We start from the raw sequence: 25,252 nt of genomic DNA on the forward strand, positions 1-25,252 counted from the left end.
TGCCCGCGTCGTGACCCCCGCCCGCTCCGTGCACCGCCACCGAGTGCTGCGCGGGGCCTGGCGCCGGCTCGGCCCGGCGCAGCTGTCCGCCGCCACGGCCGCCGCCGGGCCCGGCGTTCCCCTGGTCGCAGACGGTGGCACGTGACGAATCGAGCGCGCCTGAGCCTGCGCCCACCTGGGCGCCCGCTGCCGACGCGGTGGGCCTTGTCGAGCCGGCGCGGCCCGCGTCGAGGTGGCTGCGGTGACGAGCAGGACGAGCCCTGCCGGTGACGGGCAGTGTGGGCTCGCGGTGCGGTGACGTCGAGCACCGCGAGCTGGTGGCCGGGTGCGTTCTCGGTCGTGAGCGGCGGGCCAGGTGGTGCGATGGTTACCCTCGACTGATGGCGGCATTCCCGGAGTCCACGGTAGGCACGAACTCGGCGGTGGCGCGCCTCGAGAGCACCTTTGCCGACGAGTTGGCCGCCCTGGCGGTGCCGTGGCAGGGCGCTCATGCCCCCGACCCGACGTTGCTGGTGCTCAACGAGCAGCTCGCGGTGTCGCTGCGATGGGACGTGGAGGTGCTGCGGAGCGAGGTCGGGATCGGGGTGCTGTCCGGATCGACGGCGCCGGCTGGGGCCACGCCGGTCGCGATGGCGTATGCGGGACATCAGTTCGGCGGGTACGCACCCCTGCTCGGGGACGGCCGGGCGTTGCTGCTCGGCGAAGTGGTGGGCAGTGACGGTCGGCGAGTGGATCTGCACCTGAAGGGCTCGGGGCCCACGCCGTTTTCTCGGGGCGGTGACGGTTTCGCGGTCCTCGGCCCGATGCTGCGCGAATACCTGGTCAGCGAGGCCATGTATGCCCTCGGTATTCCCACGACGCGTGCGCTGGCGGTGGTCGCGACGGGCCGCCGCGTTCGCCGAGACGGCGCCGAGCCCGGTGCCGTGCTCGCCCGGGTCGCGGCCAGTCACCTGCGGGTGGGCACCTTCGAATTCGCGGCCCGACAGGAGGGAGTCCTGCAGCGGCTCGCCGACTACGCGATCACCCGCCACTACCCGGAGTTGACCGAGCTGCCGGCGACGGGAGAGGGCAGTCGCTACCTGGCATTCTTCGAGGCGGTGGTCGAGGCGCAGGCAGCACTGGTGGCGCAGTGGATGCTCACCGGGTTCGTGCACGGGGTGATGAACACCGACAACACGACCATTTCGGGGGAGACCATCGACTTCGGTCCGTGCGCCTTCCTCGATGCGTTCGATCCGGCGGCGGTGTTCAGTTCGATCGATCACGGCGGCCGTTATGCGTTCGGCAACCAGCCCGCTGTCCTGAAGTGGAATCTGGCGCGCTTGGCGGAAACGCTGCTGCCGCTGCTCGATTCGACGCCGGATGACGCGATTGCCGCGGTGTCGGCAGTCCTCGATACCTTCGACGCGCGTTACGAGGGCCACTACGCCGCCGGGATGGCGGCCAAGCTCGGGGTGGCCGGCACGCTCCTCGATCGAGCGCTGGTCGACGACCTGCTGAGGTTGATGGCCGAACACGGCGCCGACTGGACGGGCAGCTTCCGGGCGCTCGCGGACGAACTCCGTGGGCATTCGGCGCCGCTGCACGCCCTCGTCCCGCGCGAGCACATCGGGCCGTGGGTGGATCGCTGGCGCGGCGCCCTGAGCACACAGGGGCGTGGGACAGCGCAGACCGCGGACGCGATGGACGGCGTGAACCCGCTGTACATCCCGCGCAATCATCAGCTCGATGCGGCTCTGCGTGCCGCGGCCGACGGTGAGCTCGCTGCTTTCGAGAAGCTGCTCGAGGTCGTCACGCATCCGTTCGACCGCCGTGACGAGTGGTCCGACTACACCACACCCGCCCCGTCGTCGTTCAGTGCAACCTTCCGAACCTTCTGCGGCACATAACGCCCGAATACCCACCGCTGGGCACTGCTGTGTTCGTATCGGGGGACTCCCTCGCCGGTGCTGCGCCGCCGAGAACGACGTCGGCAGACCTGGCGGAGGCACCCCCGAGGACACGGACCCAGCTGGTGCGGGGCGGGTTCAGCCGTCTCGCCCGGCGCCGCGGTCGGGGGCGCTCATGTCTCCGGTGCCGGGTATGCCTTGGGCGCGCGCGTAGCGCAGGTACACGGTGCCCGTCGGGCCGGCGACCGGCGGTGCGAGGAGGGTGAGGTTGGTGGGCACCGCGCCGGCGTCGAACACCTTCTTCCCGACGCCGAGCACGATCGGGTGCACCCACAGGTCGAGCCGGTCGAAGAGCTTCTCGCGCAGCAGGGTCTGGACCAGGTTCAGGCTCCCGACGACCTTGACGTGCTCGTGCCGGTCCCGGATTTCGCGCACCGCGCCGGCCAGATCCGGGCCGAGCTGCGTGGATCCGGCCCAGGAGAGGTCGGGCCGGCCGCGGGAGGCCACGTACTTCGGGACGCTGTTGAAGAGCGTGGCGATCTCGTGGTCCTCGCCGCCGTCCTGGTACGGCCAGTAGGCGGCGAAGATGTCGTAGGTCCGGCGGCCGAGCAGCAGGGCGTCGGTGCCTTCGTAGGCGGCCCCGATCTGCGCGCCGGTGACCTCGTCGAGTAGGGGTACCTGCCAGCCGCCGAACGGGAACCCTTCCGGGTCTTCGTCGGGGCCGCCGGGTGCCTGTCCGACGAGGTCGAGGGTGGTGAACAGTTCGATGTCGATCAGGCCCATGGCTCGGCTCCCGGTGAAGTGATGTGTCTCGGTCGCAAAGGTAGACCTGCGGGCGTCGGCGGACTCATCGCTGTGACGGCATCGAACTTCGTCCTCCTCGACCGGCCTCGCGGTGCATCGGTCGCCACCGGTTCTGCGGTGGGCGTCCGTGCGTTGCCCGGCAGTCCGGGCTCGGCGGGCGGTGCACATCTCCTCACTCGCCTCGATCGGGGTGGGGTCGCGCAGGTCGTGCCGGAGAACGGCCGCCCATGCGGTCGGCGGCGTCGCGCGGGCACCGTTGGGGGCAGTGCCCCAGGGGTATGGTTTCCCGACCGGGTGGTGTCGGAGAAGGGCGCTGAGCAGTTTCAGCTCTTGACGTGACCGAGCAGTGTGCGAGTGATGATGTGGTGAGCTTCGGTGAGGATCGAGCCGACCGCTGTCTCGCAGCTGCCGATGCCGTGGATCAGGCTTGGACTTGGCCGGCCCACCAGAGGCCGCCTTCTGCGGTGCCTCGGCGAACGTGCCGCTGCGCTGCTCGCCACCCGATGGATGGCACTCGACAGGATCACCCTGTGCCCCAAGGGAATCGGTTCTATCATCTCGGGCCTGGTAGCCGGTCTGGTGGTCGATGGGGGTGGGGTCGTGGAAACGGTCGCGCGCCCGGGAGGCAGTGCCCGTGACGGAGTGTTTCGACCGGATTGTAAAAGTCTCTGTTGCGCAACGATTTTCGTGTGACAGCACAGGGTGCTGCAGCTGTTGAACAACCGTGTCGGCTGAGTGCGCCGACGCACGCTCCGTCGGTGGCCCGTCGCCGAATGAAGGCGCTCAGACTTCGACGGCGGTGCCGCAGATGCCGCATTCCTCCAGCTGCCGGCGCCTCCATCGCGCGACCGGAACGAAGAACAACGTGAACTGGCTGAATTCCCGGATCCGTGCCCACTGTGTGGTGTTGTGGCAGCGCGGGCACGTTCGGGTCTGCCCGGAGCCGAGGTGTTGCCGCTTGGTGCCGTATCCGAATAGAAGGAACACCACGCCAGCATAGAGCGATGCTCAGTAGACGGTCGTCAGGTGGCAACGGTCTCGAGGGAGACCACGCGATGACCACAGCCGACGATATCGATCGGCACCAGTTGCCCGAAGACCGACTCGCCAGCCAACCCCGCCTGCCGGCGATCTGCTGTCGCCTCTTCCGCCGGCATACAGAAGCCGTGAGCCGGGTAGCCTCACGAGGACGAACATCGAGTGGAGGAAGGGCTATGACGACTGACTTCTCCGTCGGCGACCATGTCCGGTGGAACTCCGAAGCCGGATACGTCGAGGGCGTCATCATCAGGAAGCACACGAAGGACGTGGAGTTCAAGGGGCGCACACGGCGTTGCAGTGAGAGTGACCCTCAATACGAGATCAAGAGCGACAAGACCGAGCACATCGCGATGCACAAAGGCGATGCGCTGAAGAAGCTTTAGGGGGCCGGAATCCCGATGGTCACTCGAGACGAGACGAGCATCATCGACGCGGTCCGGGAGGCAGTCGCTGCCATCCCTCCGGGCTCGGTTGCCTCCTATGGCGATATCGGCAAGAGAATCGGGGCGGGTCCACGGCAGGTGGGCCGAGCGATGAGCCTGCTGGACGACAACGTTCCCTGGTGGCGAGTCGTCTACGCCGACGGAACAACCGCCTCGTGTCACGGCGGTCGTGCACCGGCACTCCTGCTCGAAGAGGGCACCCCCGTGGCCGGGAAGCGGGTTGACATGCAACGCGCTCGGCAAGGATGGATGGACTGACGATCCCTGACGGTGGGTCAGCTCGAGGAGCACCGGGTGCGGCACGTCTATCGGGTGTCGGCGACGGCGCCGGTGCTCGATTCGCTCGAACAACTCGCCGCTCCGCGGCGCGGCGACGTCAGTCCGGCACGGTGATCCGGCCGTCGAGCACCGCCTGCTCGATGCTTGCGCGCAGTTGCGGGCAGCCGTCTCGCAGGGCGCCCGGGGTCGCGTCGTCCCGGAAGTTCGGGCACACCGACGCGGGGTTCTCGCACCACTGCACGCTCGTGTGGTCGAAGCTGTTCTTGCGCACCAGCACGCAGGTGCCGCACTCGCGGCACCGCACCTCGTGCAGGCCCGAATCCAGGTAGTTGATCTTGTCGATGGCGGTCTGCGCGCGGACCGCCTCGACCCGCGCGGGCTGGCCGGCGAAGTCCGGGGCCTTCGCCCACCGGCGCGCCCGGGTCGAGGGATCCATCGTCAGACCTCCGCTTCCTGCTTGCCCTGTTCCTGCTCGGACTTCTGCCGCGCGAGGTTCTCGGCGACCTCCGCCTGCCACGCCTCGTTGGCCTTGGTGGTGTCCACCTCGTATTCGAAGCGCTGCGTCATCTTCTCGGTGACGTCGGCGACGTCGACGTAGAACTGCTCGTACCAGCGTCGCAGCTGATAGACCGGGCCGTCCTCCTCGCACAGCAGCGGGTTGTCGATCTTGGTCTTGTTCTTCCAGATCTCGACGTCCTGCAGGAAGCCCTCGCCGATGCCCTCGGTGAACTTCGCGGCGAGCTTGGCCGACATCTCGTCGGACATCCCGGTCGGCTTCTTGACGATGATGCCGTATTGCAGCACGAACGAGTCGTGGGTCACGGGGTAGTGGCAGTTGATCAGCACCGACTCGACCTCGTAGCCGCCGTAGCTGTTGGTCATCGGATTGATCATGTAGGAGGGACCGTAGTACGCCGCGAACGACTTCAGCAGCGACTCCATGCCGTACTGGGTGGACATGCCCTTGTCGGGCCGGCCGCGGGTGTTGAGGTACTGCGCGGCGACGTGCCCTTCGAAGACGTTCTTGAAGTAGGTCGGGAACGCGTAGTGGATGTAGTAGAAGTGCGCCATATCCACGACGTTGTCGATGATCTCCCGGCAGTTGGCGCCCTCGATGAGGATCGAGTTCCACGTCCAGTCGGTCCACTCGTCCGACCCGTACTGCTCGATGTCGGGGATCGTGACCTCCGGCGGCGGGGGGTTGCCCTCGGGGTCGTTCCATACGAACAGCTGCCCGTTCTTCTCCATCGTCAGCCAGGAGCGGGTGCGGGCGAGCGGCGGCACGCGACGGGCGTAGGGAATGCCGGTGCACTTGCCGTTGCCGCCCCACCGCCAGTCGTGGAAGGGGCAGGCGACGGAGTCGCCCTTGATCTCGCCCTGCGACAGGTCGCCGCCCATGTGCCGGCAGTAGGCGTCGAGGACCTTCGGGTCGCCCTGGCTGTCGGCCCAGACCACGAGCTTCGTGCCGAAGGCCTCGACGGCGTGCGGCTTGCCGTCCTTGAACGTCCTGGCGAGCCCGAGGCAGTGCCAACCCCGCGCGAAACGCGTGCGGACCTCTCCGACGTCGATCTCGCGAATCTGTGCCATTGTCCCCTCACTTCCCTTCGGTTCATCTAGTAGAACACGTTATAGAATATTGCGGCGATCCGGAAGCGATCCGGGACTTTCGTCCCACAGAAAACACGCCGACGTGCGGTGATTCCGCGGTCTCGACATGAATGGGAACGTGTTCTAGTCTCGAAGCAAGCGATCATTTCCGGAACAGACGGGAGCGTCCAGTGGGCGACCACGAGAGCCACGAGGTACTGCAGCGGATCGACGCGCTGCTGCCCGCCCTGCGGGAACGTGCACAGGAGACCGAGGATCTTCGCCGCATCCCCGACGACTCGATCAAGGCGCTGCAGGAGACGGGGTTCTTCCGGCTGCTCCAGCCGAAGCAGTGGGGCGGCTACGAGGCCGACCCGGTGCTGTTCTACACGGCTGTCCGCAACATCGCGAGCGCGTGCGGCTCCACCGGATGGGTGTCCGGGATCATCGGTGTCCACAACTGGCACCTGGCCCTGTTCTCGCAGCAGGCCCAGGAGGACGTATGGGCCGAGGACACCGACGTGCGCATCTCCTCCTCCTACGCCCCGATGGGCGCCGGCGAGGTCGTGGACGGCGGCTACCGGGTCAACGGCGCGTGGGCCTGGTCCTCCGGGTGCGACCATGCCACGTGGGTCGTCGTCGGTGGCCCGGTCCTCAAGGACGGCCGCCCCGTCGATTTCGGCAGCTTCCTGATCCCGCGCGCGGACTACGGGATCGACGACGTCTGGAACGTGGTCGGCCTGCGCGGCACCGGGTCGAACACGATCGTGGTCGAGGACGTGTTCGTGCCCCGGCACCGCTTCCTCAGCTTCAAGGCGATGAGCAACCTCACCGCCCCCGGCCTCGAGCGCAACACCGCGCCGGTCTACAAGATGCCTTGGGGCACCATCCATCCCACCACGATCTCCACGCCGATCGTCGGCATGGCCTACGGCGCCTACCGGGCCCACGTCGAGCATCAGGGCAAGCGCGTGCGCGCCGCCTACGCGGGGGAGAAGTCCAAGGACGATCCGTTCTCGAAGGTGCGGATCGCCGAGGCCTCGAGCGACATCGACGCCGCGTGGCGCCAGCTGTCCGGAAACGTCGCCGACGAGTACGCGCACCTCGTCGCCGGCGAGGAGGTCCCGATGGAACTGCGGCTGCGCGCCCGTCGCGACCAGGTCCGCGCCACCGGCCGCGCCATCGCGTCCATCGACCTGCTGTTCGAGAACTCCGGTGCCACCGCCCTCGCCAACGGCACGCCGATCCAACGGTTCTGGCGCGACGCCCACGCCGGGCGTGTCCATGCCGCCAACGACGCCGAGCGCGCCTATGTGATGTTCGGCGCCGGCGAGTTCGGTCTGCCGATCACCGACACGATGGTGTAGGGAGACCGAATTGACTGCGACGGAAGAGATCACCTACGAGTCGACGTCCCGGTTCGCTCAGGTGCGCCACGACCTGCGGCTGCACTACCACGAGGCGGGGGTCGGACACGACACCACGATCGTGTTGCTGCACGGCGGCGGTCCAGGCGCCTCCGGCTGGTCCAACTTCGCCCGCAACATCCCCGTGCTGGCCGAGCGCTTCCACGTCATCTGTGTCGACCAGCCCGGTTACGGCAAGTCCGACAAGCCCACCGAGCATCCGCAGTACTTCGTGCACAGCGCCACCGCGCTGAAGGACCTGCTCGACCACCTCGGCGTCGACGGGCGCGTGCACCTGCTCGGCAACTCGCTCGGCGGCGGTGCCGCGGTGCGGTTCGCACTGGACTTCCCGGACCGGGCCGGACGGCTCGTGTTGATGGGGCCGGGGGGATTGAGCGTCAATCTCTTCGCGCCCGACCCTACCGAGGGCGTGAAGCACCTCGGCCGGTTCGCGGCGCCGCCGGAGGGCCCGACCAGGGAGAAGCTCGAGGCGTTCCTCCGGGTGATGGTGTACGACCAGTCGCTGATCACCGAGGAGCTGGTCGAGGAACGCTTCGCCGCCGCGAGCACCCCCGAGTCGCTCGCCGCTGCGCGCGCGATGGGAAAGTCGTTCTCCGGACCGGACTTCGAGCTGGGGATGCTCTGGCGCGACGCGTACAAGCTGCGGCAGCGGGTGCTGTTGATCTGGGGCCGGGAGGACCGGGTCAATCCGCTCGACGGGGCACTCGTCGCGCTCAAGCTCATCCCCCGCGCCCAGCTGCACGTCTTCGGCGGCTGCGGGCACTGGGCCCAGCTCGAGAAGTTCGACGAGTTCAACCGCCTGACAATCGATTTCCTGACCGACCGGAGCGGTCGGGGCGAGCGAAGCGACGGGAGTGTCTGACATGGGTATCCGATCCCTCGCGTATCTGCGCATCGGCGCCACCGACATGGACGCCTGGCGCGAGTACGGGCTGAAGGTGCTCGGCATGGTGGAGGGCAAGGGTGTCCACCCGGACGCCCTGTACCTGCGGATGGACGACTTCCCGGCCCGGCTGATCATCGAGCCGCACGAGAGCGACCGGCTGCTGGTCGCGGGCTGGGAGACGGCGAACGCCGCCGAGCTGCAGGAGGTGCGCGACAACCTCGCGGCCGCCGGGGTCCCGTTCAAGGAGGGCACGGCCGAGCAGCTCGCCGACCGTCGTGTGGACGAGCTGATCGTGTTCCAGGACCCGTCCGGCAACACCCTCGAGGCGTTCCACGGGGTGGCGCTCGAGCACCGCCGCGTGGTCAGCCCGTACGGGCATCGGTTCGTCACCGGCGAGCAGGGACTCGGGCACGTCGTCCTGTCCACCCGCGACGACGAGGAGGCCCTGCACTTCTACCGCGATGTCCTCGGCTTCCGGCTGCGGGACTCGATGCGCATGCCGCCACAGATGGTGGGCCGCCCGGCCGACGGGAAACCGGCCTGGCTCCGCTTCTTCGGGTGCAACCCACGGCACCACAGCCTGGCGTTCCTGCCGATGCCCACGCCGAGTGGCATCGTGCACCTGATGATCGAGGTGGAGAACGCCGACGATGTCGGGCTGTGCCTGGACCGGGCGCTGCGCCGGAAGGTGAAGATGTCGGCGACGCTGGGCCGGCACGTCAACGACCTCATGCTCTCGTTCTACATGAAGACCCCGGGTGGCTTCGACGTCGAATTCGGCTGCGAGGGAAGGCAGGTCAAGGACGAGGAGTGGATCGCCCGGGAGTCCACAGCGGTCAGCCTGTGGGGTCACGACTTCAGCGTGGGGATGCAGCCGTGACCACCCCCGACGACGGTGGGATCGACCCCCGGGTCTTCCGGAACGTGCTGGGCCAGTTCTGCACGGGGGTCACGATCATCACCACCGTCGACGCGGGCGAGCCGGTGGGATTCGCCTGCCAGTCGTTCGCGGCGCTGTCGCTGGACCCGCCTCTGGTGTTGTTCTGCCCGACGAGGACGTCGCGGTCGTGGACCGCGATCGAACGATCCGGGCGCTTCTGCGTCAACGTGCTCGCGGAGGAGCAGCAGGACACGTGCGCCCGGTTCGGATCCCGGGAGCCGGACAAGTTCGCCGGCGTCGAGTGGAGCCCGTCACCGCTCGGCTCGCCCGTCCTGACCGGATCCCTGGCGCACATCGACTGCACCGTCGAGACCGTGCACGACGGCGGCGACCACTGGGTGGTGTTCGGACGGGTGTCCTCGCTCAGCGAGGTGCGCGACGAGAAGGAGCGGCCGCTGTTGTTCTATCGCGGCCAGTACACCGGCATCGAGCCGGACAAGACCGTGCCGGCCCCCTGGCGCGACGACCTCGAGGCGTTTCTCACCAGTACCTCGGAGGACACCTGGCTCTAGGGGGCCGGCACGGCCGGCCGGACGGTTACTCGCCGGGCTGGGGCACCTGGATGCTGTCGGGCAGCTGGTCGCGGGCCCGGTCGAGTTGCTGTTCGAGCTGCTCCACCATGCGGTCGTTGTTGAGCACCGTCACCACACCCGCCACGTAGGCGATCGACAGCACGAGCGAGACGATGCTGAGCACGATGCCCGCGATGGCGACGCCGCGCCCGGTCACGCCCAGTCGACGTGCCGCGCGAAGGCCCACGATGCCGAGCACGAGCCCGACGAGGGACAGCACCAGGCCCACGGGGGAGAGGACGAGCGAGAGCACGCACACCAGGGCGGCGGTGCCGACGGCGAGTGCGAGGGCGGCGGCCACACTCGTCTTGGCCGGCTTCGTCGTCACCCGCTCCTCGAAGGGAGCGGCGGCGGTGGTGGTGCGGTCCGTCACCCGGTCGTCCGTGACCACGCGCTCGCGGCCGGGAACGGGGTCGCGGCCGGGAACGGGGTCGCGGCCGGCGGCACTGGCACCGGCGGGCTCACGTTCGATCATCGTCGGTCCTCCTGGTCGGGGTGCTGGCCGGGGGCGCCCTCGTCGACGTAGTACTCGGTGGTCACGACCCGCTTGTGGAGTCGCGGGCCGGGCGAGGGGGCGCCGTGTTGCGTTGTGTCACCGGTGCCACCGGGATGCGACGGTGTGGCCGACGGCGGAGCCGAGGTGGACACACCCGGCGCGCCTCCTTGCGGCGTCCGATGGGTCTCCGGTGTCCGGTCGGTGTCGCGCAGCCGATCGGCGTCGGGCGTCCGGTCGACGTCCGGTGCACGACCGGTGTCGGTGTCGGTATCCGCCCTGTTGTAGTAGCGGTAGAGCTGCGTCTCCTCCTCGGGGGTGAGACGGCCGTCCTCGTCGATGTTCGGGGCGCCGGTCACCGTGTCCTTGTCGAACGGCAGACGGATGTCCTTGCCGTCCAGCTCGGCGACGTCGATCGGCACGAAATGCCGACGGGTGCCGAACAGGCCGGTGACGACGGTGATCCAAGCAGGGTTCCCGGTGCGGTTGTCGAGGTAGACCTCGCCGACCTTGCCGAGCTTGTCGCCGCCGGGTCCGTAGACGGTGGCGCCGACAAGTGCATCGATGTCGCTGTTGTTGATCATGGTGACCTCACCGATCGATTGTGTCTTCGAGTCGGTGGGTGCCCGCTGCGACGGGCGTCGAAACCCGAAGGCCGGATCAGATCGGTTCGGCGTCTCCGAAGGTCATCTGCAGGCGGGGGATCGACGAGGTGAGCAGCGCGCGCCGGGGCAGCCCCAGCGCGCGCAGTTCGCCGGCGATGGGGTGGGTTCCGAGGCGCAGGGTGGCACCGCCGACGCGGCTGCGCACGCCGGCGGGATTCATCGCCCATCCGGTGCGCCGGGTGATCCCGTCCAGATGGGAGTAGGCCGTGACGGAGGCGGCGGCACCACGCCCGGGAACCGCGAGGCCCGGGCGCACCGACAGTTCCGCGATCAGCTGCCCGTCCCGGCTCACCGACGCGCGCTTGACGGCGCCGGCGTGGTCGGCGTCGAAGTCGGCGAGGATCTTGGGGAACCCCCAGATTCCCCGTCCTGCCGCCAGGGTGAACTCGCCGTCGACGGGCAGTTGATGGATCAGGGCGCCGGCGCCGGCGCCGCCGCGGGCGAGTTCCCGCAGATCCTGCAGCACGGTACCGCCGCGCCGGCGATGGTCACGAACGAGGAAGCACACGCCGAACTCGTTGTAGGGTCCGAGATCTCCGTCGACGTAGTCCACGAACACCAGGATGCAGATACCGCGCCCCGGGCGGTGGTGCAGCAGTTCGAGTCCCGTGTGATCGATCAGGGCCCGAGCCGGGGCGGCGGGCACCGAGTACATCGCCATGAATGCCGTCGCGGTCCGAATCTGCACCGGCATCTCGATCGGGGTGCCCGAGATCATGTGTGTCGTCACGTCCTGCCCCTCTGCGCGAACCGATCGCGAACCCGCGACCGGCCGGGTCCTGAATGAGAACGTGTTCTACTATTCGTGCTGCGTCCTGGAAGCGCAAGGTGATCGGCGAATACGCCCGGAAACGGGCAGCCGCGTGCCGAGGGGCGCGGCTGCCCGTGCGGGGATCGTCCGTCAGTCCGGCGCGCCGATGTTCATCTCGTCCGGGTGCATGCCGACGCGCGTGCCGTCGTCGAGGGTCGCGATCTCGCTCAGGTCGAGGTCGTCGAGTTCGAAGTCGAACACGTCGAAGTTCTGCGCGATCCGCGCGTCGTGGACCGACTTCGGAATCACGATCAGGCCGTTCTGCAGGTGCCAGCGGATCAGCACCTGGGCCGCGGACTTGCTGTGCCGGTCCGCGATGCGCGTGATGATCGGATCGATCAGCAGCGTGTTCGGCTTGGAATCGCGCCCCCACCCGGAATTGCTGGTACCGCCCAGCGGGCTCCACGATTCGACGGCGATACCGTGGTCGGCCGCGAAGGCGCGGATCTCCTGCTGGGGCAGGTGCGGGTGCAGCTCCACCTGGTCCACGGCGGGCAGCATGCCGCCACGATCGACGAGCAGCTGCAGGTGGTGCGGCTCGAAGTTGCACACGCCGATCGCCTTTGCCCGGCCGGACCCGGCGATCTTCTCGAGTGCGTCCCAGGTGCGCAGCAACCGGTCGTTGTCCTGCAACGGCCAGTGGATCAGGTACAGGTCGACGTAGTCCGTGCCCAGGCGGCGGAGGCTCTCGTCGAACGCCTTCAGTGCCCGGTCGTAGCCCTGGTCGGCATTCCACAGCTTCGTGGTGAGGAAGACGTCCTCCCGCGGGACCGCGGAGGCCGCGATACCGCGCCCGACGCCCTCCTCGTTCCCGTACGCGGCGGCGGTGTCGATGTGCCGGTAGCCGGCCTCGTCGAGGGCGAAGCGCACGGCGTGTTCGGTCTGCTCGTTGGTGGCCTGCCAGACTCCCAGGCCGAGCTGCGGGATGGTGGTTCCGGAATTCAGCGTGATCACGGGAGTGCTCATCGTCCCAGGCTAACGACTGCCGGATCGCCCCGCGGCCCGAGCGAATGTACCCCTCACTCGATCAGGCCAACGCGATGGTTCATTCGCTCGGGCACGCGGGCGTCACATTCCGATCGCGGCCAGGAACTCGCGCGGCTGCCCGAACAGCTGGGCGGTGCCGTGGGCGCGCTTGAAGTACAGCTGCGCGTCGTGTTCCCACGTGATGGCGATGCCCCCGTGCAACTGGATCGTCTCCGCGGCCACCTGCTCGAACGCCTCCGAGCAGTACACCTTCGCCGCATACGCGTCCTGCGTATCCTGCGACAGCGCCGCCGCGTACGACATCGAGCGCGCGGTCTCCACCAGCGCGTACATGTCGGCCATGCGGTGCTTGAGCGCCTGGAAGGACCCGATGACGCGGCCGAACTGCTTGCGGTTCTTCGTGTACTCCACGGTCAGATCCAGCGCGGCCTGTGCCGCACCGACCTGCTCGGCCGACAGCGCGATCAGCGCGACGGTGCGCAACCGGTCCACGAGATCCGCCGGGCACGCGAGCGGCCGCCCGGTCACCCCGTCGAACCGCACCTGCGCGAGGCTGCGGGTCGGGTCCATCGTCGGCACCCGGCGCCGGGTCACGCCGGTCGCGTGCGGATCCACCTCGAACAGGGCGACGGCGTCCCCGTCGCGCGCGAGCACCAGCAGGGTGCTCGCGACGTCTCCGCCGAGCACGTAGTGCGCGGTGCCGTCGAGTCGGTCGCCGGTCGCGGTCACCCCCGGCGACGACCAGCCCGCCCCCGAGGCCCAGCACACGGCCGCGATCTCCCCGGCGGCGATGCCCGGCAGCAGCCGCGCGCATGCTTCGGTGTCGCCGGACAGCAGCAGCGCCTGCGCCGCGAGCACCGTCGAGCCGAGCATCGGTGACGGCGTCAGCGTCCGGCCGAGTTCCTCGAGCACGACGTGGGTCTCGGCGAGCGAGGCGCCCACCCCGTCGTAGTCCTCGGGCACGGCGAGCGCCGCCACCCCGATCTGCTCGACCATCCGCTCCCACAGGCCGGCGTCGTAGCCCTCGGGCGCGGTGATCGCCTTGCGCACCGCCGACGAGTCGGAGTGCTTGGCGAGCAGGTTGCGCACCGACTCGCGCAGCGCGGCGCGGTCCTCGGTTTCGAACGTCACGACGCCTCCAGCGCGTCGACGATCCGCGCCCGGTGCACGTCGGGCGTGCCCCATGCGGTGACGAGGGCGCGGACCTTCGTCAGCCACAGCGACAGATCGTGTTCCCGGGTGTAGCCGATGGCGCCGTGCACCTGCAGCGCGGTCCGGGCCGCACGGTAGGCGGCGTCGCCGCATGCGACCTTGGCGGCGGAGACGTCCCGCGACGCCTGCGGCAGCCCGTCGCGCACCGACAGCGCCGCGCCGTGCAGCAGCGGCCGGGCCATCTCCAGCGCGACGGCCACCTCGGCGAGGTGGTGCTTGACGGCCTGGAAGGAGCCGATGGCCCGGCCGAACTGCCGGCGCTGCTGCGCGTACTCGGTGGTGCGCTCGAGCAGCGTCCGGCCGAGCCCCTGCAGCTGCGCCGCGGTGGCGAGCGCGCCGAGGTCGAACGCGGCACCGAAGTCGGTTTCGCCCAACGACTCTCCCGCCGAGACGGGGAACAGCCGGCGGGCCGGGTCGACGGACTCGCGCGGCTGCCCGGGGGTGCCGACGGACACGGCCGAGCCGTCGACGTGCAGCACCAGGTCGGCGACGTCGGCGTCGACCGCGAACGGCACGCCCGGAGCGGCGGCGACGGTCGCGAGCGTGCCGGAGGCCAGGGCCGGCAACCGGTCCGGCGCCGCGGCCGCGAGCAGCACCGGGGCGACGGCGACGGTGTCGACGACCGGGCCCGGCACGGCGTGGCGGCCGAGTTGTTCGACGGCGACGACGAGGTCGACCGCGTCGGCACCCACGCCGTCGTGGTCCTCGCCGACGAGCAGGCCGCCGAGCCCGATCTCGGCGAGACGCTGCCACACCTTCAGGCCGGGGCCGGTGTCGCCGGCGCTCCACGCGCGGATCACGGCCGGCATGTCGGACTTGGCGAGCAGCGCATCGATACTGGACGCGAAGTCCTCGTGGGAGGAGTCGAGCGCGAATCTCATCGGTCGCCCTTCGGGAGGCCGAGCAGGCGCTCGGCGATGACGTTCTTCTGGATTTCATTGGTGCCGGCGTAGATCGGGCCGGACAGCGAGAACAGGTAACCGTCCGTCCAGCCGTCGACCAGCTCGGCGGCGGCGCCCTGCAGGTCGAGCGCCGTCTCGTGGGCGGCAATGTCCCACTCCGACCAGAACACCTTGTTGATGGACGACTCCGCGCCGAGCTGCCCGCCGTCCTGCAATCGCGTGACCGTGCCCCAGGTGGACAACTCGTAGGCGCGCGCGCCGATCCAGGTGTCGGCGACGCGGTTGCGCAGGGCCGCGTCCCCGTGTAGATCCGACGACTTGTACAGCTGCAGCAGCCGGTCGGCGGTGGCGAGGAACCGCCCGGGGGAGCGCAGCGACAGGCCGCGCTCGTTGGAGGCGGTGCTCATCGCGACCCGCCAGCCCTCGTTCACGCCGCCGATGACCCCGGACGCGCCGGGGTCGGCGGGGTCGTCGGGCACGAACACGTCCTCGAGGAAGATCTCGGCGAAGCCGGGCTCGCCGTCGAGCTGGTCGATGGGCCGGACGGTGACGCCCTCCGCGCGCAGGTCGAACATGAAGTACGTGATGCCCTTGTGCCGCTGCGCTTCCGGGTCGGAGCGGAACAGGCCGAAGCCCATGTCCGCGAAGGACGCCCGGGAGCTCCACGTCTTCTGCCCGTTGAGCAGCCAGCCGCCGTCGACGCGGGTGGCCGTCGAGCGCAGCGACGCGAGGTCGCTGCCGGACTCGGGTTCGGACCAGGCCTGTGCCCAGATGTCGTCGGCGCGCGCCATGCGGGGCATGATGCGGGCGAGCTGGTCGGGGTGGGCGTGCTCGAACAGGGTGGGGGCGAGCAGGAAGATGCCGTTCTGGCTGACGCGTCCGGGTGCCCCGGCGCGGTAGTACTCCTCCTCGAACACCACCCACTGCAGCAGCGAGGCGTCGCGGCCGCCGAGTTCCTCGGGCCAGGACACCACGGACAGCCGGGCGTCGGCGAGGGTTCGTTCCCACCGCCGGTGCTCTTCGAAGCCCTCCGCGGTGTCCATCGACTTCAGCGGGGTCTGCGGGACGTGCTCGGCGAGGAACGCGCGGACCTCGTCGCGGAAGGCGAGGGTTGCGTCGTCGAACTCGAGATCCACTACTTCGCTCCGTCCTGGGCCGTGGGGCCCGCGTTGCTCGCGGGGGCGGGGCGGGCGCTCGCCGCCATCGACTTGGCGTTCATGCCGCCGAGGGAGTCGGTGCCGACCTCGGCGTTGTGGGCGTGGGCGAAGTGGTGCAGGCCGAACACCGAGTCCATGCCGTTCCGCATGCCCATCTGGTCCTCGCACTGGTTGACGGCGCGCTTGGTCAGGGCCAGGCCGAACCGCGGCATCTCGGCGATACGCGCGGCCAGGGCGAGGGTCTCCTCCTCGAGCTTCTCGCGCGGCACGACGCGGTTGACCATGCCGACCTCGTACGCGCGCTGGGCGCCGAAGCGGTCGCCGGTGTAGAGGATCTCCTTGGCGAAGCGGGTGCCGAGGACCCACGGGTGGGCGAAGTACTCCACTCCGGGAATGCCCATGCGCACCACGGGATCGGAGAAGAACGCATCCTCCGACGCGACGATCAGGTCGCACACCCAGGCGAGCATGAGGCCGCCGGCGATGCATGCGCCCTGCACCATCGCGATCGTCGGCTTGGGGATCTCCCGCCAGCGGCGGCACATGCCCAGGTACACCTCCATCTCGCGGGCGTAGCGCTGGTCGCCGCCGGGCTTGTCGACGTGGTCCCACCACATGACGGCCTTGTTGTCGTAGTGCACGTGGTGATCACGCCCGGGGGTCCCCAGGTCGTGGCCGGCGGAGAAGTGCTTGCCGTTGCCGGCGAGCACGATCACCTTCACCTCGTCGTCCTCGACGGCCCGTTCGAACGCGGCGTCGAGGGCGTAGGTCATCACCGAGTTCTGCGCGTTGCGGTAGTCCGGCCGGTTGAGGGTGACGATCGCGACGCCGTCGCGCACCTCGTAGGTGACGACGTCGGGTTCGTAGGGGACGGTCATGACTTCTCCTCACGCAGAATGTTTTTCAGAACCTTGCCGGACGGGTTGCGGGGCAGGTGCCCGGTGAAGCGGACCGAGCGGGGCACCTTGAAGTTGGCCAGCTTCTCCTTGCAGAACGCGATCACGGCCTCCTCGGTCAGGCCGCTGCCCTCGAGGGCGACGACGTACGCGCGGCCGACCTCGCCCATGCGCTCGTCGGGCACACCGATGACCGCGACCTCGTGCACGCCGGGCAGGCGCATCAGCGCCGCCTCGATCTCGGCGGGATAGACGTTGAACCCGCCGCTGATGTACATGTCCTTGAGCCGGTCGGTGATGTCGAGGTAGCCGCGTTCGTCGAGGGTGCCCACGTCGCCGGTGTGCAGCCAGCCGTCGGCGTCGATCGTCTTGGCGGTGGCCTCCGGGTCGTCGAGGTAGCCGAGCATCACGTTGGGGCCCCGCAGCAGGATCTCGCCCTTGTCGCCGATGCGGACCTCGAAGCCGGCGGTGGCGCGGCCGGAGGAGGTGGAGACGGTGACGGGATCGTCGTCGGTGCGGCACATCGTCGCGACCACGGCCTCGGTCTGCCCGTACGCGGTGAGCACCGCGTCGAAGCTCAGTTCGTTCTGCATGCGTTCGACGAGCGCGACGGGCACGGGTGCGGCCCCGGTGACCGCGATCCGCAGGGACGACATGTCGAATTCGTCGCGGCGGGGGTGGTCGAGGATGCTCTGGTAGATCGTCGGCGCCCCGGGCAGCACGCTGATCCGCCGGTCGGCGACGGTGGCCATCACCTTCTCGACGTCGAACACCGCCATCGGCACGACGGTGCTGCCCGCGAGCAGCGCCGCGACGAAACCGGCCTTGTATCCGAAGCTGTGGAAGAACGGGTTGATGACGAGATAGTTGTCGTCCGGCGTGAGTTCGGCGCAGTCCGCCCACGCCCGGGCGACCCCGATCAGCTGCCGGTGGGCGCTGAGCACACCCTTGCTGCGCCCGGTGGTGCCGGAGGTGAACAGGATGTCGGAGACGTCGTCGGGGGAGACGGCCCGCGCGCGGGCGTCGGCTTCGGCGCGCGCGTCCTCCGTCGCCGAGGCCAGGAACTCGTCCCAGTCCACCACGCCGTCGGCGGGGGCGTCGGTCCCACCCAGCGGGACCCGCACGACGGTGGGAAGGTGCAGTTCCGGCGCCGCGGCGCGCAGGGCCGCGTACCGGTCGGTGCCGAGGAAGTCCCCGGCAACGACGAGGGCGCCGGCGTCGATCCGGTCGAGGATGTCGTGCGCCTCGTCGCCGGTGTATCGGGTGTTGACGGGGACGACGATGCCGCCGGCCCAGTGGATCCCGAGCGCGGCGACGATCCAGTGGTGCGTGTTGGGCGACCAGATCGCGACGCGTGCGCCGGGCCCGACGCCGTGGGCGACGAGGGCGGCGGCGAATTCGCGGACGTGGTCGCGCAGTTGTGCGAACGTCGGTTGCACGTCGCCGTCGACGATCGCGGTCCGGTCGGCGTGCGCCGATGCGGCGCGTTCGAGGGCCGCCGGTGTGGTTCTCGGTTGTGCGGTCACGGAGCTCCCTACCTAGCAAGTGCTTGGTAGGTTATCGTACAGACGTGCATCAGAGCGAGAGACTGGACGACACGGGTTTCGACAACGCCGCGTTCGCCGCCACCGTCCGGCAGTGGCTGGAGGACAATCTGACCGGCGAATTCGCCGAGCTGAAGGGCAAAGGTGGCCCGGGCAGCGAGCACGAGTACTTCGAGCAGCGCCTGGCCTGGGACCGCCATCTCGCCGCCGCCGGATGGACCTGCATCGGCTGGCCGGCCGAGTACGGCGGACGCGGCGCCACCCTCGAACAGCAGGTGATCTTCCACGAGGAGTACGCGAAGGCGAACGCGCCGGCCCGCGTGAATCACCTCGGCGAGGAACTGCTCGGGCCCACCCTCGTCGCCTTCGGTACCGAGGACCAGAAGCGCCGCTTCCTGCCCGGCATCCGGAACGTCACCGAACTGTGGGCCCAGGGCTACTCCGAGCCCGGCGCCGGTTCCGACCTGGCCAACGTCGCCACCACCGCCCGGCTCGAGGACGGCAAGTGGATCATCAACGGCCAGAAGGTGTGGACGTCCCTCGCACACGTCGCACAGTGGGCGTTCGTGGTCTGCCGCACCGAACCCGGCTCTTCCCGGCACCATGGCCTGAGTTTCCTGCTCGTGCCGCTCGATCAACCGGGCGTCACGGTCCGGCCCATCCAGCAGCTCACCGGCACCTCCGAGTTCAACGAGGTCTTCTTCGACGACGCCGTCACCGACGCCGACCTCGTCGTCGGCGCCCCCGGCGACGGGTGGAAGGTCGCGATGGGACTGCTCACCTTCGAGCGCGGCGTCTCCACCCTGGGCCAGCAGATCGGCTTCGCCCGTGAGCTGCAGGGCGTCGCCGACCTCGCCGCATCCAACGGTGCCGCCGAGGATCCGCACATTCGCGAGCGGATCGCGCGCGCCCGCATCGGCCTGCGCGTGATGCGCGCCCACGCCGTGCGCACCCTCGGCGAGGCCGACCCCGGCCAGGCGTCGGTGGCAAAGCTGCTGTGGGCCAACTGGCACCGCGACCTCGGCAAGCTCGCGATGGACGTGCAGGGCCCGGCCTCGCTCGTCGGGCCGGAGCACGACCATGCCGGCAACCCGTCGGTGCTCTCGGATCCCGAGCATCTCGAGCTCGCCGAGTGGCAACGGCTGTTCCTGTTCACCCGCGCCGACACCATCTACGGCGGATCCAACGAGGTCCAGCGCAACATCATCGCCGAGCGCGTGCTCGGCCTTCCCCGAGAGGCCCGTCCGTGACCACTTCCCCCCTCGCCACGCCGCCCGTCGAGACCCCGGGCCACGGCCTGCTCGCCGGCAAGAAGGTCGTCGTCACCGCCGCCGCCGGCACCGGCATCGGTTTCGCGACCGCCCGTCGCGCCCTGCTCGAGGGCGGCGACGTGCTCGTCTCGGACTTCCACGAGCGTCGGCTCGGGGAGACGGTCGACAAGCTCGCCGCCGAGTTCCCGTCGCAGCAGGTCGACGCCCTCGTGTGCGACGTCTCCTCCACCGAGCAGGTCGACGCGCTGATCACCGGCGCCGCCGACCGGCTCGGGCGCATCGACGTGCTGGTCAACAACGCCGGCCTCGGCGGTGAGACCCCGGTGGTCGACATGACCGACGAACAGTGGGACCGCGTCCTCGACATCACCCTCACCAGCACCTTCCGCGCCACCCGCGCCGCGCTGCGCTACTTCCGGTCGGCCGGCCACGGCGGCGTCCTCGTCAACAACGCCTCGGTGCTCGGCTGGCGCGCGCAGCACTCGCAGGCGCACTACGCGGCCGCCAAGGCCGGCGTGATGGCGCTGACCCGCTGCTCGGCGATCGAGGCCGCCGAGTACGGGGTCCGGATCAACGCCGTCGCCCCGTCGATCGCGCGGCACGCCTTCCTCGCGAAGGTCACCAGCGAGGACCTGCTCGACCGGCTCGCCGCCGACGAGGCGTACGGGCGGGCCGCGGAGGTCTGGGAGATCGCCGCGACCATCGCCATGCTCGCCAGCGACTACACCACGTACCTGACCGGCGAGGTCGTCTCGATCTCCTCGCAGAGGGCCTGACCCGTGCGCGGTTCCGGTAGCCGCCGCCACCGGAACCGCGCACGGCAGCCTGAAAGGATGCCTCCATGACTCCTCCCAGAGACGATGCTGCCAAGTCCGGGCGTCGCGCCGAGTTGCTCGATATCGCCGCTCAGCTGTTCGCCTCGCGCGGGGTGCGTGCCACCACCGTGCGCGACATCGCCGACGCCGCGGGCATCCTGTCGGGCAGTCTCTATCATCACTTCGACTCCAAGGAGTCGATGGTCGACGAGATCCTGCGGGGATTCCTCGACGACCTGTTCGGCCGCTACCGCGAGATCGTCGCCTCGGGGGCGGACTCCCGCGCCACCCTCGAGGCGCTCATCACCGCGTCGTACGAATCGATCGACAAGTCGCACGCCGCGGTCGCGATCTACCAGGACGAGGCCAAGCGGCTCGTGGAGAACGAGCGGTTCTCCTACATCTCCGACCTCAACACCGAATTCCGCGACCTGTGGGTGGGGGTGATCGAGCGCGGCATCGCCGACGGCACGTTCCGGCCGGACGTCGACGTCGAACTCGTCTTCCGGTTCCTGCGCGACACCGTGTGGGTGGCCGTGCGCTGGTACCGGCCCGGCGGCACCCTCACCGCCGACAAGGTGGCGCAGCAGTACCTGTCCATCGTGCTCGACGGACTTGCCAACCCCTGAACCGACCTTCCCCGGAACCGACTAGGAGTCCCTCATGACCGAGGCATACATCGTCGACGCGGTACGCACCCCGATCGGCAAGAAGAACGGCGGCCTGTCCGCCGTCCACCCGGCCGACCTGGGCGCGCACGTGATCAAGGCGATCGTCGACCGCACCGGCATCGACCCGAGCGACGTCGACGACGTCGTCTTCGGCTGCGTCGATGCGATCGGTGGCCAGGCCGGCAACATCGCCCGCACCGCGTGGCTCGCCGCCGGCTACCCGCAGCACGTTCCCGGCGTCACCGTCGACCGGCAGTGCGGGTCGAGCCAGCAGGCCCTGCACTTCGGTGCGCAGGCCATCCTGTCCGGCACCGCCGACCTCATCGTCGCCGGCGGCGTGCAGAACATGTCGCAGATCCCGATCTCCGCGGCCATGATCGTCGGGCAGCAGTACGGCTTCGACACCCCGTTCGGCGGTTCGACCGGCTGGACCGAGCGCTACGGCGACCAGGAGGTCTCGCAGTTCCGCGGCGCCGAGATGATCGCCGACAAGTGGGATCTCAGCCGCGAGGACCTCGAGCGCTGGGCGTTGCAGAGCCATGAGCGGGCCAAGGCGGCCATCGCCGAGGGCCGGTTCGAGGGCGAGATCGTCCCGCTCGGCGACGCCACCGTCGACGAGGGACCCCGCGAGACGAGCCTCGAGAAGATGGCGTCACTCGCGACGCTCGTCGAGGGCGGCCGGCTCACCGCCGCCGTCGCCAGCCAGATCTCCGACGGTGCCTCGGCGGTGCTGCTCGCCTCCGACGAGGCCGTGCGCAAGTACGGCCTGAAGCCCCGCGCCCGGATCCACCACCTCAGTGCCCGCGGCGACGACCCGATCTTCATGCTCAGCGCGCCCATCCCGGCGACGCAGCATGCGTTGGAGAAGACCGGCCTGAGCATCGACGACATCGACCTGATCGAGATCAACGAGGCCTTCGCCCCCGTCGTGCTGGCCTGGATCAAGGAGATCGGCGCCGACCCGGCCAAGGTCAACGTCAACGGCGGCGCCATCGCGCTGGGCCACCCGCTCGGCGCCACCGGCACCAAGCTGATGGCGACTCTGCTGAACGAGCTCGAGCGCCGCGAGGGTCGCTACGGCCTGCTGACGATCTGCGAGGGCGGCGGCACCGCCAACGTGACGATCATCGAGCGGGTGTAGACAGGCGGCTGCGCCGCCGGTGTGTCCCTTGGGCTGTCAGGGCAGCCCAAGAGACACACCGGCGCGTCAGCGCAGGGTCGGATCGGTGACCCGGTCGCTGCTGCCGGCGGTGCGGAACACGTGGTCGGCGAGGTCGGCGAGCGGATCGGCGGGCAGGACGTGGACGATCTGCTCGTAGACGATGCCCCCGTCCGGGCACCAGACGAGCACGCGCCGCGGTCCGGGTGCGACGCCGTGGGCGACCATCGAACCGGACGGTTCGACGGGCAGGCTGCGGGTGTGGCCGTCCGCATCGGGATCGACACGGCAGCTCTCCGGATGGACGGGCACACCGTGCACCGTCACCTTCACCCGCTCCCGGCCCGCGACGACGTCGGCGGTGGGCCCCGCCTGCGCCGTCGCCGGGACGACCAGGGCCGCAACGATCGTGGACAGCGCCGCCGCCGTGACGCCTGCGGAACCGAATCTCATGGTTTCTCCCTCCCGTGCGGGCCTCTCCCACCCGCCCGGCTCAGCCTACGACACGGGTGGGCGCCGGCTCAGGACCGCAAGGACACCCGGGCGTGTAGTCCCTCCGGCATGAGGGTGAGCCGTTCGGCCACCTTCAGCCGATAGGCGGGGTCCATCGCCAGGTCGTAGCGGCGCAACAGGGTTCCCAGCACGAGCGTGGCCTCGTGCAGCGCGAACTGCCTTCCTATGCAAGCGCGTTCGCCGGTGCCGAACGGTTTGTACACGTGCGCGGGCCGGGCCCGGACCCGTTCGGGCAGGAAGCGGTCGGGGTCGAACTCGTCGGCGTCGTCGCCCCAGACCGCCGGGTCGCGGTGCACCGCGGGCAGCAGCACGAGCACCCAGTCGCCGGCACGCATCCGGTATCGGCCGGCGAGGGTGGTGTCCACCCTCGCCTCCCGCGCGTACGCGGGCGCGGTCGGCCACAGGCGCAGCGCCTCGTCGAGCACCCGGCGGACGTAGCGCAGCTTGGCGATCTGCTCGAATGCGGGCTCGCCGTCGCCCCAGATCTCCTCGACCTCCGCCCGCGCCCGCGCGTAGGCCTGTGGGTCGCGCATCAGGTAGTAGAGAGCGAACGACAATGCGCCCGAAGTTGTTTCGTGACCGGCGACGAGGAAGGTGAGCACCTGGTTGCGGATGTTGATCTCGTCGAGCTTGTTGGGATCGTCCTCCCGTGCCGCCCGCAGCATCAGCTCGAGCAGGTCGTCGGGGGCGGGGCCGGGGGCGTCGCGCCTGCTGTGGATCACCGCGTCGACGACGTCGCGCATGTGCGCCCGGTCGAGGTCGTACTGCCGCTTGGCGGCGGGGAAGAGGAAGCGCCCGACGACCGGCACGGTGCGCAGCATGCTGCGCTGCGAGAACGAGAGTCCGCCGACCATCGCCTCGACGAACGGGTGCCGCGCCGCACGCTCGAACGGCTCGAACGAGTAGCTGAAGCCGCTGCGGCCGATGGTCTCCAGCGTCAGCTTCGTCATGTCCGCGGCGATGTCCACGTCGCCGCCGCTGCGCGCCGTACGGTCCCAGTGTGCGACGAGCTGGGCGGTGACGTCGAGCATCGTGGCGTGGTACCGGCGCATCGCCTGCTGGGTGAACGCAGGCATCAGCAGCTCGTGCGCGCGGCGCCAGTTCGGTTCCTCGTTGAAGGCGGTGAACAGCCCGTCGCCGCCGATCGCGCGCAGGGCCTCCACGCCCGGCGCGAGGTGCTTGGCGAAGCGTTTCTCGTCGGACAGCTCGGCCGTGAGCTCGCCGGAGCAGACGAACACGAAGCGGCGGCCGAAGGCCGTGCGCTCGAACACCGGGCCGAGGGCCTTGTGGATTGCCATCGAGTTCTGCACCGGGGTCTCGAGCGACATGCCCAGGACGTCGCCGACGAGGGGGAGACGTTTCGGCGGGCGCGGAATTTCCGTGTCGAACACCCGTGACGTGGCCATGGCCATGCTCCGACCCCCAGTTATTGAATCCGTGTACAGTAATCACGCTACGCCGGGACGGACGGGTGTCAAGAACTAGATTGAGTCCGTGGCCCGATCCCGCCGACGACTCGATCCCGAGCAGCGCCGCGCGCAGCTGCTCGACATCGGCGCGCGCCTGTTCGCCGAGCGCGCCTACGAGGACGTGTGGATCGAGGAGGTCGCCGAACTCGCCGGGGTCTCGCGCGGCCTGATGTACCACTACTTTCCGACCAAACGAGACTTCATGGCGGCGGTCGTCCAGCGCGAGTCCGACCGGCTGCTCGCCGTCACCGAACCGGATCCGCAGCTCACCGTCGCCGAGCGGATCATCGCGGGCCTCGACGCCTACCTCGACTACGTCGCGTCGCACCGGCAGGGCGTCGCGGCGGTCAACCGGGCCGCGGACTCCGCCGACGCCGGTATCCGCGCGATCGTCGACGCCGAACTCGGCGTTCAGCAGGAACGCATCCTCGACGCGCTCGCCCCGCCCGACGACGAACGCGAACTCGTCGCGGTGGCCGTGCAGGGATGGATCGCCCTCGTGCGCAGCGTGTGCGTCGACTGGCACGATCACCCCACGGTCACCGGGACGCAGCTGCGGGAGCTGTGCCTGAATGCGCTGCGCGGCATGCTCGGCGGTCGCCTCGGCTGAGGACCCGGGTTACCCTCGGTCCATGTGCCGGAACATCACGGAGCTGCGCGGGCTCGAGCCGGCAGCGACCGCCGAGGAGATCGAGGCCGCCGCCCGCCAGTACGTGCGCAAGGTCAGCGGCGTCCACAAACTGTCCGACGCCACCCGCGAACCGTTCGAGGAGGCCGTCGCCGAGGTCACGGCCGTCACCATGCGACTGCTCGACCGGC

29 protein-coding genes are annotated in these 25,252 nt (G+C 69.7%); 14 read left to right on the top strand and 15 right to left on the bottom strand.

What is annotated here, in order from left to right; genetic code table 11:
* Window positions 1–380 precede the first annotated feature (380 nt).
* The gene (locus CQZ88_RS24540; RefSeq protein WP_044476509.1) at window positions 381–1,889 is read left to right on the top strand and encodes a YdiU family protein; all 1,509 of its coding nucleotides are present in this window, start codon (window positions 381–383) and stop codon (window positions 1,887–1,889) included.
* A gap of 138 nt (window positions 1,890–2,027) precedes the next feature.
* On the opposite strand, the gene CQZ88_RS24545 is transcribed toward CQZ88_RS24540, so the two are convergent.
* Both CQZ88_RS24545 and CQZ88_RS24555 read right to left on the bottom strand, forming a co-directional pair.
* The gene (locus CQZ88_RS24545) at window positions 2,028–2,672 is read right to left on the bottom strand and encodes a dihydrofolate reductase family protein (RefSeq protein WP_102800436.1); all 645 of its coding nucleotides are present in this window, start codon (window positions 2,670–2,672) and stop codon (window positions 2,028–2,030) included.
* A gap of 804 nt (window positions 2,673–3,476) precedes the next feature.
* Complete coding sequence (locus CQZ88_RS24555; protein WP_081636979.1) at window positions 3,477–3,680, bottom strand: zinc-ribbon domain-containing protein; 204 nt, start codon at window positions 3,678–3,680, stop codon at window positions 3,477–3,479.
* A 227-nt stretch (window positions 3,681–3,907) separates the two neighbouring features.
* Between CQZ88_RS24555 and CQZ88_RS24560 the strand changes: the two genes are divergently transcribed.
* Genes CQZ88_RS24560 through CQZ88_RS31780 form a run of 3 tightly spaced genes read left to right on the top strand, consistent with a single transcriptional unit; the run spans window position 3,908 to window position 4,570 of the window.
* Entirely contained in the window at window positions 3,908–4,117 is a 210-nt protein-coding gene (locus CQZ88_RS24560; protein ID WP_006937741.1) for a DUF2945 domain-containing protein, read from the top strand.
* Between the two features lie 15 nt (window positions 4,118–4,132).
* The gene (locus tag CQZ88_RS24565) at window positions 4,133–4,435 is read left to right on the top strand and encodes an MGMT family protein (protein ID WP_006937742.1); all 303 of its coding nucleotides are present in this window, start codon (window positions 4,133–4,135) and stop codon (window positions 4,433–4,435) included.
* Between the two features lie 12 nt (window positions 4,436–4,447).
* Window positions 4,448–4,570, top strand: a complete 123-nt coding sequence (locus CQZ88_RS31780) for a hypothetical protein (RefSeq protein WP_006937749.1) — start codon at window positions 4,448–4,450, stop codon at window positions 4,568–4,570.
* On the opposite strand, the gene CQZ88_RS24570 is transcribed toward CQZ88_RS31780, so the two are convergent.
* Window positions 4,554–4,892 carry a hypothetical protein gene (locus tag CQZ88_RS24570; RefSeq protein ID WP_006937751.1) on the bottom strand — a complete coding sequence of 113 codons (339 nt, stop codon included), beginning with the start codon at window positions 4,890–4,892 and terminating at the stop codon, window positions 4,554–4,556. The two genes, CQZ88_RS31780 and CQZ88_RS24570, sit on opposite strands and share 17 nt — an antisense overlap.
* Before the next feature lie 2 nt (window positions 4,893–4,894).
* Entirely contained in the window at window positions 4,895–6,043 is a 1,149-nt protein-coding gene (locus CQZ88_RS24575) for a Rieske 2Fe-2S domain-containing protein (protein ID WP_006937753.1), read from the bottom strand.
* Between the two features lie 191 nt (window positions 6,044–6,234).
* On the opposite strand from CQZ88_RS24575, the gene hsaA reads away from it, so the two are divergent.
* Genes hsaA through hsaB form a run of 4 tightly spaced genes read left to right on the top strand, consistent with a single transcriptional unit; the run spans window position 6,235 to window position 9,808 of the window.
* Complete coding sequence (gene hsaA / locus CQZ88_RS24580) at window positions 6,235–7,410, top strand: 3-hydroxy-9,10-secoandrosta-1,3,5(10)-triene-9,17-dione monooxygenase oxygenase subunit (protein ID WP_006937755.1); 1,176 nt, start codon at window positions 6,235–6,237, stop codon at window positions 7,408–7,410.
* A gap of 10 nt (window positions 7,411–7,420) precedes the next feature.
* Window positions 7,421–8,332 (top strand): 4,5:9,10-diseco-3-hydroxy-5,9,17-trioxoandrosta-1(10),2-diene-4-oate hydrolase, encoded by a 912-nt coding sequence (gene hsaD, locus CQZ88_RS24585; RefSeq protein ID WP_006937757.1) that lies wholly within the window; start codon window positions 7,421–7,423, stop codon window positions 8,330–8,332.
* A 1-nt stretch (window position 8,333) separates the two neighbouring features.
* Window positions 8,334–9,236 (top strand): iron-dependent extradiol dioxygenase HsaC, encoded by a 903-nt coding sequence (gene hsaC, locus CQZ88_RS24590; RefSeq protein ID WP_006937760.1) that lies wholly within the window; start codon window positions 8,334–8,336, stop codon window positions 9,234–9,236.
* The gene (gene hsaB, locus CQZ88_RS24595) at window positions 9,233–9,808 is read left to right on the top strand and encodes a 3-hydroxy-9,10-secoandrosta-1,3,5(10)-triene-9,17-dione monooxygenase reductase subunit (protein WP_050034567.1); all 576 of its coding nucleotides are present in this window, start codon (window positions 9,233–9,235) and stop codon (window positions 9,806–9,808) included. Before hsaC ends, hsaB begins: the two co-directional genes overlap by 4 nt.
* A gap of 25 nt (window positions 9,809–9,833) precedes the next feature.
* Here the strand turns inward: hsaB and CQZ88_RS24600 are convergent, their stop codons facing one another.
* The 9 genes from CQZ88_RS24600 to fadD3 form a co-directional block, all read right to left on the bottom strand.
* On the bottom strand, window positions 9,834–10,343 hold the full coding sequence (locus tag CQZ88_RS24600; protein ID WP_006937762.1) for a DUF4190 domain-containing protein: 510 nt from the start codon (window positions 10,341–10,343) through the stop codon (window positions 9,834–9,836).
* Window positions 10,340–10,945, bottom strand: a complete 606-nt coding sequence (locus CQZ88_RS24605) for a PRC-barrel domain-containing protein (protein ID WP_102800437.1) — start codon at window positions 10,943–10,945, stop codon at window positions 10,340–10,342. The genes CQZ88_RS24600 and CQZ88_RS24605 overlap by 4 nt, the downstream gene beginning before the upstream one ends.
* Before the next feature lie 76 nt (window positions 10,946–11,021).
* Entirely contained in the window at window positions 11,022–11,744 is a 723-nt protein-coding gene (locus CQZ88_RS24610) for an acetoacetate decarboxylase family protein (protein ID WP_102800438.1), read from the bottom strand.
* A gap of 183 nt (window positions 11,745–11,927) precedes the next feature.
* Window positions 11,928–12,803, bottom strand: a complete 876-nt coding sequence (locus CQZ88_RS24615; RefSeq protein WP_043797522.1) for an aldo/keto reductase — start codon at window positions 12,801–12,803, stop codon at window positions 11,928–11,930.
* A gap of 102 nt (window positions 12,804–12,905) precedes the next feature.
* Window positions 12,906–13,955: an acyl-CoA dehydrogenase family protein gene (locus tag CQZ88_RS24620; protein ID WP_102800439.1), complete on the bottom strand. Its 1,050-nt coding sequence runs from the start codon at window positions 13,953–13,955 to the stop codon at window positions 12,906–12,908.
* Window positions 13,952–14,917 carry an acyl-CoA dehydrogenase family protein gene (locus tag CQZ88_RS24625; protein ID WP_102800440.1) on the bottom strand — a complete coding sequence of 322 codons (966 nt, stop codon included), beginning with the start codon at window positions 14,915–14,917 and terminating at the stop codon, window positions 13,952–13,954. Before CQZ88_RS24625 ends, CQZ88_RS24620 begins: the two co-directional genes overlap by 4 nt.
* The gene (locus tag CQZ88_RS24630; protein ID WP_006937775.1) at window positions 14,914–16,074 is read right to left on the bottom strand and encodes an acyl-CoA dehydrogenase family protein; all 1,161 of its coding nucleotides are present in this window, start codon (window positions 16,072–16,074) and stop codon (window positions 14,914–14,916) included. The genes CQZ88_RS24625 and CQZ88_RS24630 overlap by 4 nt, the downstream gene beginning before the upstream one ends.
* Window positions 16,074–16,973, bottom strand: coding sequence for an enoyl-CoA hydratase (locus tag CQZ88_RS24635; protein ID WP_029540960.1), 900 nt, complete (start codon window positions 16,971–16,973; stop codon window positions 16,074–16,076). Before CQZ88_RS24635 ends, CQZ88_RS24630 begins: the two co-directional genes overlap by 1 nt.
* Window positions 16,970–18,517 carry a 3-[(3aS,4S,7aS)-7a-methyl-1,5-dioxo-octahydro-1H-inden-4-yl]propanoyl:CoA ligase gene (fadD3, locus tag CQZ88_RS24640; protein ID WP_029540963.1) on the bottom strand — a complete coding sequence of 516 codons (1,548 nt, stop codon included), beginning with the start codon at window positions 18,515–18,517 and terminating at the stop codon, window positions 16,970–16,972. The genes CQZ88_RS24635 and fadD3 overlap by 4 nt, the downstream gene beginning before the upstream one ends.
* Before the next feature lie 44 nt (window positions 18,518–18,561).
* Between fadD3 and CQZ88_RS24645 the strand changes: the two genes are divergently transcribed.
* The 4 genes from CQZ88_RS24645 to CQZ88_RS24660 all read left to right on the top strand — a co-directional run bounded on the left by CQZ88_RS24645 (window position 18,562) and on the right by CQZ88_RS24660 (window position 22,433).
* On the top strand, window positions 18,562–19,785 hold the full coding sequence (locus CQZ88_RS24645; RefSeq protein WP_006937778.1) for an acyl-CoA dehydrogenase family protein: 1,224 nt from the start codon (window positions 18,562–18,564) through the stop codon (window positions 19,783–19,785).
* On the top strand, window positions 19,782–20,582 hold the full coding sequence (locus tag CQZ88_RS24650; protein WP_006937781.1) for an SDR family oxidoreductase: 801 nt from the start codon (window positions 19,782–19,784) through the stop codon (window positions 20,580–20,582). The genes CQZ88_RS24645 and CQZ88_RS24650 overlap by 4 nt, the downstream gene beginning before the upstream one ends.
* Window positions 20,583–20,647: 65 nt before the next feature.
* Window positions 20,648–21,250 carry a TetR/AcrR family transcriptional regulator gene (locus CQZ88_RS24655; protein ID WP_043797511.1) on the top strand — a complete coding sequence of 201 codons (603 nt, stop codon included), beginning with the start codon at window positions 20,648–20,650 and terminating at the stop codon, window positions 21,248–21,250.
* 34 nt (window positions 21,251–21,284) lie between these two features.
* Window positions 21,285–22,433 carry an acetyl-CoA C-acetyltransferase gene (locus CQZ88_RS24660; RefSeq protein WP_006937784.1) on the top strand — a complete coding sequence of 383 codons (1,149 nt, stop codon included), beginning with the start codon at window positions 21,285–21,287 and terminating at the stop codon, window positions 22,431–22,433.
* A 66-nt stretch (window positions 22,434–22,499) separates the two neighbouring features.
* Here the strand turns inward: CQZ88_RS24660 and CQZ88_RS24665 are convergent, their stop codons facing one another.
* Window positions 22,500–22,904 (bottom strand): hypothetical protein, encoded by a 405-nt coding sequence (locus CQZ88_RS24665; RefSeq protein WP_006937786.1) that lies wholly within the window; start codon window positions 22,902–22,904, stop codon window positions 22,500–22,502.
* 68 nt (window positions 22,905–22,972) lie between these two features.
* Window positions 22,973–24,370, bottom strand: a complete 1,398-nt coding sequence (locus CQZ88_RS24670; protein WP_006937788.1) for a cytochrome P450 — start codon at window positions 24,368–24,370, stop codon at window positions 22,973–22,975.
* Window positions 24,371–24,458: 88 nt separating this feature from the next.
* Here CQZ88_RS24670 and CQZ88_RS24675 point away from each other — a divergent pair, with 88 nt between their 5' ends.
* Together CQZ88_RS24675 and CQZ88_RS31785 are read left to right on the top strand one after the other, a co-directional pair.
* Window positions 24,459–25,043, top strand: coding sequence for a TetR/AcrR family transcriptional regulator (locus CQZ88_RS24675; protein ID WP_029540975.1), 585 nt, complete (start codon window positions 24,459–24,461; stop codon window positions 25,041–25,043).
* A 22-nt stretch (window positions 25,044–25,065) separates the two neighbouring features.
* Window positions 25,066–25,252: DUF2277 domain-containing protein (locus tag CQZ88_RS31785; RefSeq protein WP_258008769.1), on the top strand; the 187-nt coding region annotated here is incomplete at its 3' end.

The organism is Rhodococcus sp. ENV425 (genome assembly GCF_002887785.1).
Classification (GTDB): Bacteria; Actinomycetota; Actinomycetes; order Mycobacteriales; family Mycobacteriaceae; genus Rhodococcus; species Rhodococcus aetherivorans.